We start from the raw sequence: 15,391 nt of genomic DNA, 5'->3' as shown, positions 1-15,391 counted from the left end.
CCGGTGGGGAGCGTCAACTTAGGTTAGCCTAACCTAAGTAACACTGGATAAGGGCAGCCTCGGCCGTGACCGTGATCACTTCGGTCCCGGTGGTAACTACTCGGCTGCGCGCAGCTGTTCCTCGGTCATCCCGTGCCGCCAGTAGCCCACGAAGGTGACCTGGCGACGGTCGATACCGCGCTCTCGGACGAAGTGCCGGCGCAGCGCCTTCACGCTCCCGGACTCGCCCGCGATCCAGACGTACGGGCGCTCGGCGGGCGGGAGTTGAGTTGCGCGGATCGCGTCGAGGGCGCTCTCCTGGACCAGCCAGGTGATCTCTGCGTCGGCCTCGGACGCCAGGTCCTGGATGTCCCCGGCGTCGTGCACTTCCAGCCAGACCCGGGCGAGGGTGCCGGCGGGCAGGGACTCGAGGATGGCGGACACGGCGGGTACGGCGGTCTCGTCGCCCCAGAGCACCACGAGGTCGGTGTCCTCGGCCGGTCGGAACCGAATGGCACGGTTGTCGGCGACAGCGGGCCCGAGCAGCAGGACCCGGTCACCGGGGGCGGCTTGGGCGGCCCAGCGGGAGGCGGGACCGGCCGGGGTGTGCAGGACGAAGTCGATGTCGATCTCGTCGGGATTCCGGCGGAGCGCCCGGAGCGTGTACGACCGCATCACGGCCCGCACATCGTCGGGGAGCTCCCGCCAGCCCTGCCACCACCCGTCGCCGAGCTCGATCGGAACCTGCGGCTCGGTCTGGCCGGGATGCGGCAGGAACAACGACAGCGACTGGTCACACCCGTCGGAGAAGAAGTGCGCCAGATCCTCCCCGCCAAAGGTGACCCGGACCATGGACGGCCCGAGCCGCTGCGTCCGTACGACCTGAAGGGAGAAGAAGCGGAACGGAGCGGCAATGGCCGTAGTCATGGGGTAACTCCTGAATCGACGTCAGGTATGCCGACCTCTTAGGGGCGCGGGGCGGTATCGATTTGCGGCTCCGCCGCGTGGGCGCGACCAGCCACAACGGACCCGCAGCCGCCCCGCAACCTCAAGTGGCCCTTTCTCAGGCGACCTTCTTCGCCTTCTCAATGGCCTCGGCAAGGCTCGTAAGAAGCGGCGTGCACTTGTCGTACGACAGAATCGGCTCGGGAGAGCGGGCGATGACCTGCCCCGCCTTCACCGCAGGCAGCTTCTTCCAGGTCGCCTCGGTGATGTCGGCCGGCTGAATCGTCGAGGAGCGGTCGTCCATCATGATGATGTCGGCCGGGTACTTGTCGACGTTCTCCCAGCTCAGCGACTCGAACCAGCCGCCACCCTCCTTCTTCGCGCTCTCCGGCGGCTCGACGAAGTTCACGCCGAGGGCCTTGAAGTACTCCAGGTCGATGGAGAGGTTGGTGCCGGAGACGTAGAAGATGTCCTGGCTGGCGGAACCGGCCATCACCTTGATCTCGGGACGAGCCTTCGCGGCCTTGCGCAGCCGCTCGGCGGCGGCCTCGAAGTCCTTCTTGGACTGGGCGACCTTGTCGGCCTTCATGTCCGCGCCGAGCGACTCGGCCAGCTCCCACATCCGCTCCAGCGGCTTGGTCAGCTGGCGGTCGTAGACGGAGACGGCCGCGCTCGGAGCGAGCTTGGCGATCTTGTCCTTGGAGGCCTCGGGGACGTACCAGAGGGTGCCGGCGCTGTCGAAGGTCGTGGAGATGAGGACCTCGGGGGCGAACGCCGCGTACTGCTCGACGTTGAACTGGTCCCAGACGTTGCCGAAGACGGTCAGCTTGCTGACGTCCATGTCACCGGCCTGGACGTCGGCCTTGCCGTCCTGCGTCTTGGTCGGGCCGAAGACGCCCTTGATCTCGATGCCGTAGTCGTACAGGGCGGCGGCGACACCGACGAAGGCGACGATCTTCGTGGGGACCTTGTCGAGCTTCACGGTGGTGCCGCGGTCGTCCTTGAACGTCCAGGGGCCGGACTTGGCGGCAGTCGTGGCCTCGCTGGAGCCCTCGCTTTTCGCCTCGTCGTCTCCGCAGGCCGCGAGCACGGCCCCGAGGCCGAGGGCGCCGCCCGCGGCGAGGATGCCGCGGCGGGTGAGGTGGGTGGCTCTGGCGTTGGGCATGGCTACGCTGCTTTCGAACAGGGCGGATCGCCCGCCGGACAATTCGAAGGTAGGTTAGCCTAACCTCAGCTGATGTCCAGGGGTGGGGGCCCTTGCGATCGAAGCTGTGCGCGGGTTGTGCGAGTTATGTGACCGGCCCACAAGGCCCAACTACCTTGCAATCAAGGGTCGTTGGGCCTTGCTCGCTCCGGGGTGCCCCCGCGCCGGGATCAGCCCACCAGCCCCAGCTCCCGCGCAATCAGCATCCGCTGCACCTCGCTCGTGCCCTCGCCGATCTCCAGGATCTTGGAGTCCCGCCACATGCGGGCGACCGGGTACTCGTTCATGAAGCCGTAGCCGCCGTGGATCTGCGTCGCGTCGCGGGCGTTGTCCACCGCGATCGTCGACGAGTACAGCTTCGCCAGCGCCGCCTCCTTCTTGAAGGGTTCGCCGGCGACCAGGCGGCTCGCCGCGTCGCGCCAGGCCAGTCGGGCCGTGTGGGCCTTCATCTCCATGTCGGCGATCTTGAACTGGATGGCCTGGTTGGCGCCGATGGGGCGGCCGAAGGCGTGGCGTTCCTTGGCGTACTTCACCGACTCGTCGACGCAGCCCTGCGCGAGGCCCGTCGCCAGTGCCGCGATGGCGATGCGGCCCTCGTCCAGGATGCGCAGGAACTGGGCGTAGCCGCGGCCCTCTTCGCCCAGGAGGTTGGCCGCCGGGACGCGGACGTCCGCGAAGGACAGCTCACGGGTGTCGGAGGCGTTCCAGCCGACCTTGGAGTACGGGGCGGCGACCGTGAAGCCCGGGGTGCCGGACGGGACGATGATCGCGGAGATCTGCGGCCTGCCGTCGGGCTTGCGGCCGGTGACCGCTGTGACCGTGACCAGGCCCGTGATGTCCGTCCCGGAGTTGGTGATGAAGCACTTGGATCCGTTGATCACCCATTCGTCCGTCTCCGGGTCGAGACGGGCCGTCGTACGGGTCGCACCCGCGTCGCTGCCGCCGTCCGGCTCGGTGAGGCCGAAGGCGCCCAGGATCTCGCCGGAGCACAGGCGAGGCAGCCACTGCTGCTTCTGCTCCTGCGTGCCGAAGAGATGGATCGGCATCGCGCCGAGCGAGACGCCCGCTTCGAGGGTGATGGCGACCGAGGAGTCCACCCGGGCCAGCTCCTCCAGCGCGATGCCCAGCGCCAGATAGTCGCCGCCCATGCCGCCGTACTCCTCCGGGAACGGCAGACCGAACAGGCCCATGCGGCCCATCTCCCGCACGATCTCGTACGGGAACTCATGACGCTCGTAGAAGTCGCCGATCTTGGGCGCCACGACGTCGTGGGCGAACTCCGCAACCGTGCGGCGGAGTTCCTCCAGTTCGGGGGAGAGACGGTGGTCCATGGCTGTTCACTGCTCCTTGTGGGAGAGGGCTCGTACGGTGCGGGACGGGCTGGGTCGGCCCAGTTGTTCGGCCATCCACGCGCTCGTGGCGACGAGGCGGTCGAGGTCGACTCCGGTGTCGATGCCGAGGCCCCGCAGCATCCACACGAGGTCTTCGGTGGCGAGGTTGCCGGTGGCGGACTTGGCGTAGGGGCAGCCGCCGAGGCCGCCCGCGGAGGCGTCCACCGTGGTGACGCCGTGTTGCAGGGCGGCATAGGTGTTGGCCAGTGCCTGGCCGTAGGTGTCGTGGAAGTGGACGCCGATGACGTCCGTCGGCACGCCCTTCTCGTTGAGCATGGAGAGGAGCTCCAGCACATGGCCGGGCGTCGCGACACCGATCGTGTCGCCCAGGCTCAGCTCGTCGCAGCCCATGTCCCTCAGCGACTTGCAGACCCGCACCACCTGGTGGATCGGGACCGCGCCCTCCCAGGGGTCGCCGAAGCACATGGAGACATAGCCGCGCACGTGCAGGTTCTTGTCCTTGGCGCGCGCCACGACCGGCTCGAACACCGCCAGCGACTCGTCCAGCGTCCGGTTGAGGTTGGCCTTCGCGAAGGACTCCGTGGCACTGGCGAAGACGGCGATGCGCCGGGCGCCAAGGGCCAGGGCGCGGTCCAGGCCGCGGTCGTTGGGGACCAGGACGGGCAGGTGCACACCCTTCAGGTCGCCGACGAGCGGGAACAGCTGCTCGGCGTCCGCGAGCTGGGGAACCCACTTGGGGTGCACGAAGCTGGTGGCCTCGACGGTCGTCAGCCCCGCGTCGGCGAGGCGGCGGACGAACTCCGCCTTGACCTCGGTCGGCACGGTCGACTTCTCGTTCTGCAGGCCGTCGCGCGCCCCGACCTCGTGGATGCGGACGCGGGCGGGCAGACCCGGTGCCGGTACGGCCATGGGGAGACCCTCGACTGTCATTCCTCCGCCTCCTCATGAGGTGCGACGACCGCCAGGACCTGGTCCATGGCGACCGTCGTGCCGGGCGTGACGTCCAGTTCGGCGACCGTGCCGGCGTGCGGGGCGGAGATGACGTGCTCCATCTTCATCGCCTCGACGACCAGCAGGCTCTGTCCGGCGGCCACTTCGTCCCCGACGGCTACCTTCACCACCGTCACCGTCCCCGGCATGGGTGCGGTGAGGGAGTCGGCGCCCGCATGGGCGGCCCCGGTGAGCGAGGCGGCCACCGGGTCGTGGTCGCGCACGTGCCAGGCGTCGCCGTCGCGGCCCAGCCAGGTGCCGTCCGGCAGGGTGGCGCGCTGGAAGGTGTGGCGGACGCCGTCGAGGGTGACGGCCACGCGGTCGTCCGTGACGGTGTGGGTGCCGCGCGGGACGTACTCCACGGGGTCGGTGATCCGGAGATGGAAGCCGACGGGCCTGGGCTCGCCGCCGAGCCGCCACCCGCTCGGCACGGAGAACGGGTCGGTCCACCCGTCACCGCGAGGCCGCAGCGCGTCCAGGCGTACGGCCGCCGCGGCCTCGTACACCTCGTCCGGTACGTCGGTGCGGACCAGGTCGTCCACCACACGCTCGACCAGGCCCGTGTCCAACTCGCCCGCGACGACCGCCGGATGCGCGAGCAGCCGCCGCAGGAACCCGGCGTTGGTCTGCACGCCCAGCGTGACCGTCTCCGCGAGGGCCGCCCGGAGCTTGCGGAGCGCGGTGGCGCGATCGGGGCCGTATGCGATCACCTTGGACAGCATCGGGTCGTAGAGGCTGCCGACCTCCGTGCCCTCGCTGAGGCCGGAGTCGGTGCGGATGCCGTCGGTCTGGGGTTCGTGCAGCTTGAGGACGGTGCCGCCCGAGGGCAGGAACCCGCGCGCGCCCTCTTTGATGGATACAGTCTCCGCGCAGATGCGCGCCTCGATCGCGTGACCGGTGAGCCGTACGTCGTCCTGCCCGAAGGCGAGCCGCTCACCCGCAGCCACCCGCAGCTGCCACTCCACCAGGTCCAGGCCCCCCGCGGCGCCGGCCGCACCAATGGACACAGCCAGCTCGGTGACGGGGTGCTCGACCTGGAGCCGGGTGTTCATCTCCATGAAGTAGTACGCGGAAGGGTCGCCGCCCGGCACGATGAACTCCACCGTGCCCGCGCCCCGGTACCCACACGAGCGCGCCGCCTGCACGGCCGCCTCGCCCATCGCCGCCCGGGTCTCCTCATCGAGCAGCACACTCGGTGCCTCCTCGATGATCTTCTGGTGCCGGCGCTGCAGGGAGCACTCGCGCTCCCCGAGGTGAACGACGTTGCCGTGCCCGTCCGCCAGCACCTGGATCTCGATGTGCCGGGGCCGGTCGATCCACCGCTCGACGAGAAGGGTGTCGTCGTCGAAGGAGGCGCGGGCCTCGCGGCGGGCGGCGGCGATCTCGTCGTCCAGCACCGACAGGTCCCGGACCAGGCGCATGCCCTTGCCGCCACCGCCGGCCGACGGCTTCAGCAGCACGGGCATGCCGATCTCGCGGGCGGCGTCGGCGAGTTGGCCGTCCGTGAGACCGCTGCCACTGGAGCCGGGGACGACCGGCACCCCGGCCGCCTGCACCGTCTCCTTGGCCCGGATCTTGTCGCCCATCAGGGTGATGGCGTCGGCGGTTGGCCCGATGAAGACGAGCCCGGCGTCGGCGCACGCGCGTGCGAAGGCCGCGTTCTCCGCGAGGAAGCCGTATCCGGGGTGCACCGCCTGGGCGCCGGTGCGGGCGGCGGCCTCCAGGATGCGCTCGGCCGACAGATAGCTCTCGGCCGCCGGCGCCGGACCGATCCGTACCGCCGTGTCGGCCTCGCGGACGTGCCGCGCGTCGGCGTCCGCGTCGGAGAAGACGGCCACCGAGCGCACGCCCAGCGAGCGGAGCGTACGGATCACGCGGACGGCGATCTCGCCCCGGTTGGCCACGAGGACCGTGTCGAACATGGTCATCGTCATCGTCACAGTCGCCCTCACATCCGGAAGACGCCGAACTGGGGGTCACCCAGGGGCGCGTTGGCACAGGCGGTCAGGGCGAGGCCCAGTACCTGACGGGTCTCCAGCGGGTCGATCACGCCGTCGTCCCAGAGGCGGGCCGTCGCGTAGTAGGCGTTCCCCTGGCGCTCGTACTGCTCACGGATCGGTGCCTTGAAGGACTCCTCGGCCTCCGTCGGCCAGTCCTCGCCCCGTGCCTCCAACTGGTCCCGCTTGACGGTCGCGAGGACGGAGGCGGCCTGCTCGCCGCCCATGACAGAGATCTTGGCGCCCGGCCACATCCACAGGAAGCGCGGCGAGTACGCGCGCCCGCACATGGAGTAGTTCCCGGCGCCGTACGACCCGCCGACCACGACCGTCAGCTTCGGCACGCGCGTGCACGCCACTGCCGTCACCATCTTGGCGCCGTGCTTGGCGATGCCACCGGCCTCGTAGTCCTTGCCGACCATGAACCCGGAGATGTTCTGCAGGAAGACCAGCGGGATCCCGCGCTGGTCGCACAGCTCGATGAAGTGGGCGCCCTTCTGGGCGGATTCGGAGAACAGGATTCCGTTGTTGGCGACGATGCCGACCGGGTGGCCGTGGATGCGGGCGAAGCCGGTGACGAGGGTCTGGCCGAACTCGGCCTTGAACTCCGAGAAGCGGGAGCCGTCGACCACGCGCGCGATGATCTCGCGTACGTCGTAGGGGGTGCGGGAGTCGACGGGGACGGCGCCGTAGAGACCGTAGGGGTCGACCTTGGGCTCGACGGCGGGCTGGACCTCCCACGGCAGGCGCCCGCGCGCGGGGAGCGTGGCGACGATGTTCCGCACGATCCGCAGCGCGTGCGCGTCGTCCTCGGCGAGATGGTCGGTCACGCCGGACACGCGCGCGTGGACGTCGCCGCCGCCGAGCTCCTCCGCCGTGACGACCTCACCGGTGGCGGCCTTCACCAGCGGGGGGCCGCCGAGGAAGATCGTGCCCTGGTCGCGGACGATGACGGCCTCGTCGCTCATGGCGGGGACGTAGGCGCCGCCGGCCGTGCACGAGCCGAGCACGGCGGCGATCTGCGGGATCCCGGCGCCCGACATGCGGGCCTGGTTGTAGAAGATCCGCCCGAAGTGCTCCCGGTCCGGGAACACCTCGTCCTGCATGGGCAGGAAGGCACCGCCGGAGTCGACCAGATACAGACACGGCAGCCGGTTCTCGAGGGCGACCTCCTGCGCGCGCAGGTGCTTCTTCACGGTCATCGGGTAGTACGTCCCGCCCTTGACCGTGGCGTCATTGGCGACGATCACGCACTCGCGCCCGCCGACCCGCCCGATCCCGGCGATGACACCGGCGGCCGGGGCCTGGCCGTCGTACATGCCGTCGGCGGCGAGGGGAGCGAGCTCCAGGAAGGGGGAGCCGGGGTCGAGGAGAGTGTCGACGCGGTCGCGCGGCAGCAGCTTGCCGCGCGCGGTGTGCCGTGCGCGTGCCTTCTCACCGCCTCCCAGCCGGGCGGCGGCGAGCTTGCCACGCAGCTCCTCCACCAGCGCCCGATGGGCCTCCTCATTGGCCCGCCAGGCCTGAGACGCGGGATCTGCCGCGCTCGCAAGCTCCGGTGCCTCGTGCATCCTGCGGTCCCCTCACCAGTGGTCCACCAGTTAATGAGCGTTAACGCATTTCCTTCAGGTTAACGACCGCTAACCTCCCTGTCTAGAATTGCTTGCATGGCCACCAGAACCGACGCCCCCACCCGCCGCGAACAGATCCTCAAGGAGGCCGCGCGGCTCTTCGCCGAGCGTGGATTCCACGGCGTCGGTGTCGACGAGATAGGCGCCGCCGTGGGCATCAGCGGCCCCGGTCTCTACCGGCACTTCGCCGGCAAGGACGCGATGCTCGCCGAGCTGCTGGTCGGCATCAGCGGCCAGCTGCTGACGGGCGCGAAGCGGCGGCTCGCGGAGGCCGACGGGGTGCCGCCGGAGGCGGTCCTGGACTCCCTCATCGAGGGCCACATCGACTTCGCCCTCGACGACCGTCCCCTCATCACCCTGCACGACCGCGAGCTGGACCGCCTCCGCGACAGCGACCGCAAGCTGGTACGGCAGCTGCAGCGGCAGTACGTCGAGCTGTGGGTGGAGGTGGTGCGGACGGTGTACCCGGAGCTGAGTGAGCCGACGGCCCGGTCCGCCGTCCACTCGGTGTTCGGGCTGCTGAACTCGACGCCGCATCTGGGGCGGCCGGGGTCGCTGCCGGGGCGGGGGGTGACGGCGGAGCTGCTGCATCGGATGGCTCGGGGGGCGTTCGGGGCGGCAGGGGGCTGAGTTGCGCCGACAAGCCCGTCGACGGTCCTCCGGCTCGGTAATCTGAGGCGGTGGGCATGGACTACGCGAAGATGCGCGCGATCGCCGAGGAGCTCGAGGTCTACGCCGAGCAGCTCGAAGGGGCCTGGAGCGTCGAGATCGGGCCGTCCGGTCCGGTGCTGGCCATGACGCGCCTGCCGAAGCGCCATGCGGGCACGGTGTGCCGTATCCGTAGGCAGCTGGACGAGCAGCTTCTCAGCACGCACCCCGGCTACATCTGCGCTGGTGGCCCTGAGATCGAGCACCCGGCGATCGGCCGCATGCGCCTCCCTGACGCGGTCGTCATCCCTGAGGCGGTCCTCGACGAGGAAGGCCTCGCCGTCGATGCGACGCAGGTCCTGGCGGTCGTCGAGATCGTCTCGCCGTCCAACCCCAACAACGACTACATCGAGAAGCTCGCCGACTACCCGGCCATGGGTATCGCCCACTACATGATCGTCGACCCCCGCACCGGCACGATCGAAGTGCATTCCGACCCGTGCAAGGGGCGCTATACCCGCAAGGACCCCTACATCTACGGCGACTCGGTGCAGTTCGGCCCCTGGACGGTCGCGACGTCCGAGTTCCGCCGCTACGGCAGAGCTGGAGAGTGACGAGCGTTACGAGGCGGTCCCCCTGGACGGCTGTTCGTACTCGCCGGTACGGTTGAGTGAGCAAGCGCTTAGACATGTACCGGTGGAGGTGGCGGCGTGCGCCGTACTGTGTTCAACGAGGACCATGAGGCGTTCCGGGAGACCATCCGCGCCTTCATCGAGGCCGAGGTGGTCCCGGTCTACGACGAGTGGTTCGCGGCCGGCCAGGCGCCGCGCGACTTCTACTACAAGCTCGCCGAGCTCGGCGTCTTCGGCATCCGCGTCGACGAGGAGTACGGCGGCGCGGGCATCGAGTCGTACAAGTTCGAGGCCGTCATGTACGAGGAGACCGCTCGCGCGGGCGTCCAGTTCGGCGGCTCCGGCGTGCACGTGCTGCTCGGTCTGCCGTACATCAAGATGCTCGCCACCGACGAGCAGAAAAAGCGGTTCCTGCCGAAGTTCGTCTCCGGTGAGGAGATGTGGGCGCTGGCGATGACCGAGCCGGGCACCGGCTCCGACCTCGCGGGCATGAAGACCACCGCCAAGCTCTCCGAGGACGGCACGCACTACGTCCTCAACGGCGCCAAGACCTTCATCACCGGCGGCGTGCACGCCGACCGCGTGATCGTCTGCGCCCGCACCGACGCGCCCAGCGCCGAGGACCGCCGTCACGGCATCTCCCTGTTCGCCGTGGACACCAAGTCCGAGGGCTACTCCGTCGGCCGCAAACTGGACAAGCTCGGCCTGAAGACCTCCGACACCGCCGAGCTGGCCTTCGTCGACGTGAAGGTCCCCGTCGAGGACCTCCTCGGCGAGGAGAACAAGGGCTTCTACTACCTCGGCCACAACCTGGCCTCCGAGCGCTGGGGCATCGCCTTCGGTGCCTACGCGCAGGCCAAGGCCGCCGTGCGGTTCGCCAAGGAGTACGTCCAGGACCGCACCGTCTTCGGCAAGCCGGTCGCCGCCTTCCAGAACACCAAGTTCGAGCTGGCCGCCTGCCAGGCCGAGGTCGACGCGGCCGAGGCCGTTGCCGACCGCGCGCTGGAGGCCCTCGACGCGGGCGAGCTGACCCCGGCCGAGGCAGCGTCCGCCAAGCTCTTCTGCACCGAGGTCGCGCACCGCGTGATCGACCGCTGCCTCCAGCTGCACGGCGGCTACGGCTTCATGAACGAGTACCCGATCGCCCGCCTGTACGCGGACAACCGCGTCAACCGCATCTACGGCGGTACCAGCGAGATCATGAAGTCGATCATCGCGAAGGACATGGGCCTGTAAGGGCCCGGAAATTACCGCACAGTAGAAAAGGTGCCATGAACGAGGCACTACAGGGTCTCCTCGATCTGCTCGACCTGGAGCAGATCGAGGAGAACATCTTCCGCGGCCAGTCCCGCTCCGCCGTCGTCCCGCGCGTCTTCGGCGGTCAGGTCGCGGCCCAGGCACTGGTCGCCGCCGGGCGTACGGTCCCCGGGGACCGCCACGCCCACTCCCTCCATGCGTACTTCCTGCGCATGGGGGACCCGGGCGCGCCCATCGTCTACAACGTCGACCGCATGCGCGACGGACGCTCCTTCACCACGCGCCGCGTCGTCGCCGTCCAGCACGGCAAGCCGATCTTCGCCCTGTCGGCGTCCTTCCAGACGTACGAGGAGGGCCTGGACCACCAGACCCCGATGCCGCCCTCGCCCGACCCGGAGACGCTCCCCACCTCGGCGGAGCGCCTGCGCGGATACGGCCATCTCGACCCGGCGGTCGTCGAGAGGTTCCTGGAGGCACGCCAGGCGGTCGACCTGCGCTACGTCGACGAGCCGCCGTACGGGCAGTTCGGCGAGCCCCGCGAACCGCACTCCCAGGTGTGGTTCCGCACCAACGGCAAGCTGGCCGACGACCCGCTCCTGCATGTCGTACTCGCCACATACGTCTCGGACATGACCCTCCTCGACTCGGTGCTGCTGGCGCACGGGCGCGGCGGCTGGGCCGTCGGGGACGTGGTCGGCGCCTCGCTGGACCACGCGATGTGGTTCCACCGGCCGTTCCGCGCGGACGAGTGGCTGCTGTACGACCAGGAGTCGCCCTCGGCGCACGGCGGGCGGGGCCTCGGTCAGGCCCGCATCTACACGCAGGACGGGCAGCTGGCGGTGTCGGTGATCCAGGAGGGCGTGGTCCGGGTTCCTCGGTGACGGCTCGCCCGTCACCCCGGCTCATCCGTCACCCCGGCTCGCCGCGCACCTCGGCTCCCGTCCCTCCCCGCACTCGGTGCTTCCACCGCCCGCGCCGGGCCCGGGTCAGTCGTACTCCCAGGAACCCGAGGGCCACCACGCCGGTGATCGCCAGGATCACCTTGGAGTAGAGGCCCACCAGGTCGGTGACCTCGTGCCAGCGGGCGCCGAGGGCGTAGCCGGCGGCGATGAAGGCGGTGTTCCAGATGAGGCTGCCCGCCGCGGTGAGGGCGAGGAACACGGGCAGCCGCATGCGTTCCACGCCGGCCGGTATCGAGATCAGGCTGCGGAAGACGGGCACGAAGCGGCCGAAGAACACGGCCTTGGCGCCGTGCCGGACGAACCACGCCTCGGTGCGCTCCACGTCGGCGATCTTCACCAGTGGCAGCCGCGCCGCCACCGCGATCAGCCGGTCGCGGCCGAAGAGCGCGCCGAGCAGGTACAGGGCGAGTGCGCCGGCCAGCGAACCCGCCGTCGTCCAGGCGACGGCGGCGGCGACGTCCATCCTGCCCTGGCTCGCCGTGAACCCCGCCAGCGGCAGGATCACCTCGCTCGGCAGCGGCGGGAAGAGGTTCTCCAGGGCGATGGCCAGCCCGGCGCCCGGCCCGCCCAGCTTCTCCATCAGGTCGGCAGCCCAGCCGGCGACTCCGCCGACGGGTGCTTCGGACGCAGCGGCAATGATCACGCGCGCCACTTTACTAAGTCTTGACCTAAAGGCGGCATGAGGAAGGGCATGAGGAAGGGCATGTGGAAGGCCGTGGTCACCCAGGGCCCGCGTTCCGTAGGCGCGCGAAGGACGTGTCCAGTCCTCTCTTCAGCAGCCGCGCCGCCGGGCGTTCCACGTAGCGGTGGATCAGCCAGCTCAGCAGCAGGAAGGCGGCGATCACGACGGCGATCAGCAGCCGGGGGTCCATGGTGTCCCGCAGGCGGTTGATCAGCGTCGTACCGGCCAGGTAGTGCGTCAGGTAGAGCGGATACGTCAGGGCTCCCGCGGTGACCAGCCACTTCCAGCGGATGCGGTCCGTGTAGCCCAGCGCGACGGCGACCATGAACAGCAGGAACGCCGTGAAGATCAGCGCGCTGCCCCGCCAGCCGGAGACATGCTCGACCGCGTCGACGCGCCGCCCCAGCTCCATCTGCCCCATCAGCCACGCCAAGCCCAGCATGCCCCACAGCAGCAGGTCCTGACCGAACCGGTACATGAGGTAGAGCACAAGACCGGCGATGAAGAACCAGGCCGCGACCGGGTTGACGACCAGGATGAGCAGACGGAGCTCGGATATCGGCGCGAGCATCGCGGCGGCGCCCCACACGCAGCAGAACACCACGACCCGGCGGTAGCTGAGCCCCATGGCGACGACCACGAGGAACAGCAGGTAGAACCGCAGTTCCGTCCACAGGGTCCAGTAGACGCCGTCGACGTGCGGCGAGGCCGAACCGGACTGCAGCATCGTGAGGTTGAGCAGGATCTCCCGCAGTTTCAAGCGCTCCCACATGCCCGGCAGGGCCACGATGACGGCCGTGGTGAAGGCGATGGCGAACCAGTACGCCGGATAGAGCCGGATGACCCGCGAGACGAAGAACTGCCGCGGGGTGCGGCCCCAGCACGACATGCAGATCACGAAGCCGCTGATGACGAAGAAGATGTCGACGCCGATCCAGCCGTAGGTGGCGAAGCGGAACACCGTGGGCATGATCTCGGACACCGGGCGGTCCCAGACCGGGTTGCCCGGCTGGTCGAGCCGGTCGGTGCCCGCGTAGTGGTGCACGGCCACCATCAGGGCGGCGAGCAGGCGGATGCCGTCGATGACGTACAGCCGACGCCCCTCCCGCCCATGGGCGGCCGCCGGTGTGCGGGCCCCGGGCGCCCGGGACGGCGGCCGTTCGGGCGCCGTCTCGGCGAGCGGGGGAAGTGGCTGCGCGGGCAGGCGCGCTGCGCCCGACGCCCGCAGTGGGGCTGTGTATCCAACGTCAAAACCGCGCATCAGCACCAACCGTTCCCCTGAAGACACTCCGTCACGTCCGTTCCTGGTTGAACAGACAGGGACGTATCTCAGGGGGATGTGTGCAGGGATGCGACCTCCACGAAGAAATCCCGCACTGTTCGCCGAGATTTCAGCGTGGCCGACTACAACCCCTCACTCGACCAGGCCCGCCTCACCCAGCAGGAACGCCGTCATCGGGTCGTAGTACCGCGGGCTCACCACATGGTCGTCCAACGGCACCACCACCTGCACGGTCCCCTCCGCCTCCGCGAGGAAGAGCGCCGGGTCGTTGCAGTCCGCGTATCCGACGGAGTCCACCCCGTGCTGGCCGGCGTAGCCCGCCCAGCCGTGGTCGGCGACGACCAGGTCCGGCAGCGGGCGGCCCTCGCGCTCAAGTCCCGTCAGGATGGCCTTCATCGGCTCGCCGGAGTGCGTGTGCCAGAGGGTGGCGCCATGTTCCAGGACCGCCACGTCGGCGAACTGCATGACGTAGCCCTCGTCCGTCTGCAGGCCGTCCGGGATCACGACGATCTCGCAGCCCGCCGTGCGCAGGGCCGCGGCGGTGGCGCGGTGGACGTCCAGCAGGCCGCCCGGGTGGCCGGTCGCGAACAGCACCCGCTGCTGCCCGTCCGCCGCCTTGCGCAGGCGTCCCGCCATGCGCTCCAGCGCGGCCACCGTCAGCTCGGGGTCGATCGTGTCCTGGCCGTAGCGGTACTCCGGGTCGTCGTGCACGCCGACGCGCTCCGCCATCACCGCGAGCACGTCCTGCTCGTCCGTCCAGCGGTCGCCGAGCTCCAGGCCGAGCCAGTAGTGGCGGTTGCCGTTCGCCAGCTGGCGGTAGTGCGAGAGGTTGTTCTCGCGGGGAGTGGCGACGTCGCCCGTGATACGGGTTCTGACGAGGTGGTCGACGAGCTCGGCGCGGCTTGGTGTCCCGGGTATCGGCATGGTCCCCATTGTGAGGCAGACAACTGTGGGAACGCGTGCGTCCGGTGCGCGTGCGACGCGGGTCACTGCGCGGATCACCGTTCGGTTCGGATCACCGTTCGCTGTGGCGCAGGGCGAACCACAACTCCATCCGTACGTCCGGGTCGTCCAGGTCCGTGTCGAGAAGCGCCGCGCAACGGGCGATCCGTTGCCGGACGGTGTTGCGGTGGACGGACAGGGCGATGGCCGTGCGGTCCCAACTGCCGTGCAGGGAGAGCCAGGTGCGCAGCGTCTCGGTGAGGGGCGTGGTGAGGGGCGCGAGGAGGGTGCGGGCGTGGGTCTGCGCCTCGTCGGGGGAGAGCAGGTCCGTGAGGGCCGGGCGGTGGGTGCCGTGCCGGAACAGGGGCGTGCGGGTGGCCCTCGCCCGGGACAGGGCCCGGCCCGCCTGGGTGTCGGCCGCCGGCCAGTCGTGCGGGGTCGCGGGGGCGCTGACGCCCAGGGTCCAGCCGGGCTGCGGGGACGGTTCGCGGTCCGCCGGGACGAGGACGCGTACGACGTCCCCCGCCAGGTCGACCAGCGGGGAGCCGAGGGCCGCGCCCAGCGCCGAGGCCCCGACGGGGTCGCAGGGCTGGGTGTCGGGGCGTCCGTGCACCACGAGCCACTGGTCGCCGCCCAGCAGCGGGGCCACCGCCTGCGGCTCGGCGCCCAGCAGCAGCCGTACGAGCGCCGACGACCGGGCCGCCCCCGAGCCGCTCTGGTGCTCGCTGGTGAGGAGGGAGAGGAGTACGGCGGCGACGGAGGCGATGGTGTGGTCGCCGGGGTCCCGGCGCGGGGCGGCCACGCCGAGGATGAAGCCTTGTCCGGCGCCGAGGGCGTAGGTGGCGAGGTGGGTGCCGGCGATGGTGTCGGTTGCGGAGGTCGGGGTGGGGG

Annotated in this window: 14 protein-coding genes; 4 read left to right on the top strand and 10 right to left on the bottom strand. The window is 70.1% G+C overall.

Features of this window, described 5'->3' with window-relative positions; all coding sequences use genetic code 11:
- Nucleotides 1-96: 96 nt before the first annotated feature.
- From ADL12_RS16590 to ADL12_RS16565, 6 genes are all read right to left on the bottom strand, one after another.
- Nucleotides 97-906, bottom strand: a complete 810-nt coding sequence (locus ADL12_RS16590; RefSeq protein ID WP_062703113.1) for a siderophore-interacting protein — start codon at nt 904-906, stop codon at nt 97-99.
- Nucleotides 907-1,042: 136 nt separating this feature from the next.
- Complete coding sequence (locus ADL12_RS16585; RefSeq protein ID WP_062703111.1) at nt 1,043-2,089, bottom strand: ABC transporter substrate-binding protein; 1,047 nt, start codon at nt 2,087-2,089, stop codon at nt 1,043-1,045.
- Between the two features lie 209 nt (nt 2,090-2,298).
- Nucleotides 2,299-3,459 carry an acyl-CoA dehydrogenase family protein gene (locus tag ADL12_RS16580; RefSeq protein WP_062703109.1) on the bottom strand — a complete coding sequence of 387 codons (1,161 nt, stop codon included), beginning with the start codon at nt 3,457-3,459 and terminating at the stop codon, nt 2,299-2,301.
- Nucleotides 3,460-3,465: 6 nt separating this feature from the next.
- Nucleotides 3,466-4,410, bottom strand: coding sequence for a hydroxymethylglutaryl-CoA lyase (locus ADL12_RS16575; RefSeq protein ID WP_062703107.1), 945 nt, complete (start codon nt 4,408-4,410; stop codon nt 3,466-3,468).
- Nucleotides 4,407-6,392, bottom strand: coding sequence for an acetyl/propionyl/methylcrotonyl-CoA carboxylase subunit alpha (locus ADL12_RS16570; RefSeq protein WP_062703458.1), 1,986 nt, complete (start codon nt 6,390-6,392; stop codon nt 4,407-4,409). The genes ADL12_RS16575 and ADL12_RS16570 overlap by 4 nt, the downstream gene beginning before the upstream one ends.
- Nucleotides 6,393-6,418: 26 nt before the next feature.
- Nucleotides 6,419-8,035: a carboxyl transferase domain-containing protein gene (locus ADL12_RS16565; RefSeq protein WP_062703105.1), complete on the bottom strand. Its 1,617-nt coding sequence runs from the start codon at nt 8,033-8,035 to the stop codon at nt 6,419-6,421.
- Nucleotides 8,036-8,131: 96 nt separating this feature from the next.
- Here ADL12_RS16565 and ADL12_RS16560 point away from each other — a divergent pair, with 96 nt between their 5' ends.
- From ADL12_RS16560 to tesB, 4 genes are all read left to right on the top strand, one after another.
- Nucleotides 8,132-8,725: an SACE_7040 family transcriptional regulator gene (locus ADL12_RS16560; RefSeq protein WP_062703103.1), complete on the top strand. Its 594-nt coding sequence runs from the start codon at nt 8,132-8,134 to the stop codon at nt 8,723-8,725.
- Nucleotides 8,726-8,781: 56 nt separating this feature from the next.
- The gene (locus ADL12_RS16555) at nt 8,782-9,357 is read left to right on the top strand and encodes a Uma2 family endonuclease (protein WP_079052079.1); all 576 of its coding nucleotides are present in this window, start codon (nt 8,782-8,784) and stop codon (nt 9,355-9,357) included.
- A gap of 96 nt (nt 9,358-9,453) precedes the next feature.
- Nucleotides 9,454-10,611, top strand: a complete 1,158-nt coding sequence (locus tag ADL12_RS16550) for an acyl-CoA dehydrogenase family protein (RefSeq protein WP_062703099.1) — start codon at nt 9,454-9,456, stop codon at nt 10,609-10,611.
- Between the two features lie 35 nt (nt 10,612-10,646).
- Nucleotides 10,647-11,513: an acyl-CoA thioesterase II gene (gene tesB, locus ADL12_RS16545; protein WP_062703097.1), complete on the top strand. Its 867-nt coding sequence runs from the start codon at nt 10,647-10,649 to the stop codon at nt 11,511-11,513.
- 28 nt (nt 11,514-11,541) lie between these two features.
- On the opposite strand, the gene ADL12_RS16540 is transcribed toward tesB, so the two are convergent.
- From ADL12_RS16540 to ADL12_RS16525, 4 genes are all read right to left on the bottom strand, one after another.
- Entirely contained in the window at nt 11,542-12,174 is a 633-nt protein-coding gene (locus tag ADL12_RS16540) for a DedA family protein (RefSeq protein ID WP_062703456.1), read from the bottom strand.
- A 139-nt stretch (nt 12,175-12,313) separates the two neighbouring features.
- Nucleotides 12,314-13,537, bottom strand: coding sequence for an acyltransferase family protein (locus tag ADL12_RS16535; protein WP_079052094.1), 1,224 nt, complete (start codon nt 13,535-13,537; stop codon nt 12,314-12,316).
- A 153-nt stretch (nt 13,538-13,690) separates the two neighbouring features.
- Nucleotides 13,691-14,482 carry a phosphatase gene (locus tag ADL12_RS16530; protein WP_062703452.1) on the bottom strand — a complete coding sequence of 264 codons (792 nt, stop codon included), beginning with the start codon at nt 14,480-14,482 and terminating at the stop codon, nt 13,691-13,693.
- 91 nt (nt 14,483-14,573) lie between these two features.
- Nucleotides 14,574-15,391 (bottom strand): helix-turn-helix domain-containing protein (locus ADL12_RS16525; protein ID WP_167364408.1); only part of this gene is annotated, 818 nt, incomplete at its 5' end.

The sequence above is a fragment of the Streptomyces regalis genome (genome assembly GCF_001509475.1).
In the GTDB taxonomy this organism is placed as follows: domain Bacteria; phylum Actinomycetota; class Actinomycetes; order Streptomycetales; family Streptomycetaceae; genus Streptomyces; species Streptomyces regalis.
This window is presented reverse-complemented; position numbering and strand designations above follow the sequence as displayed.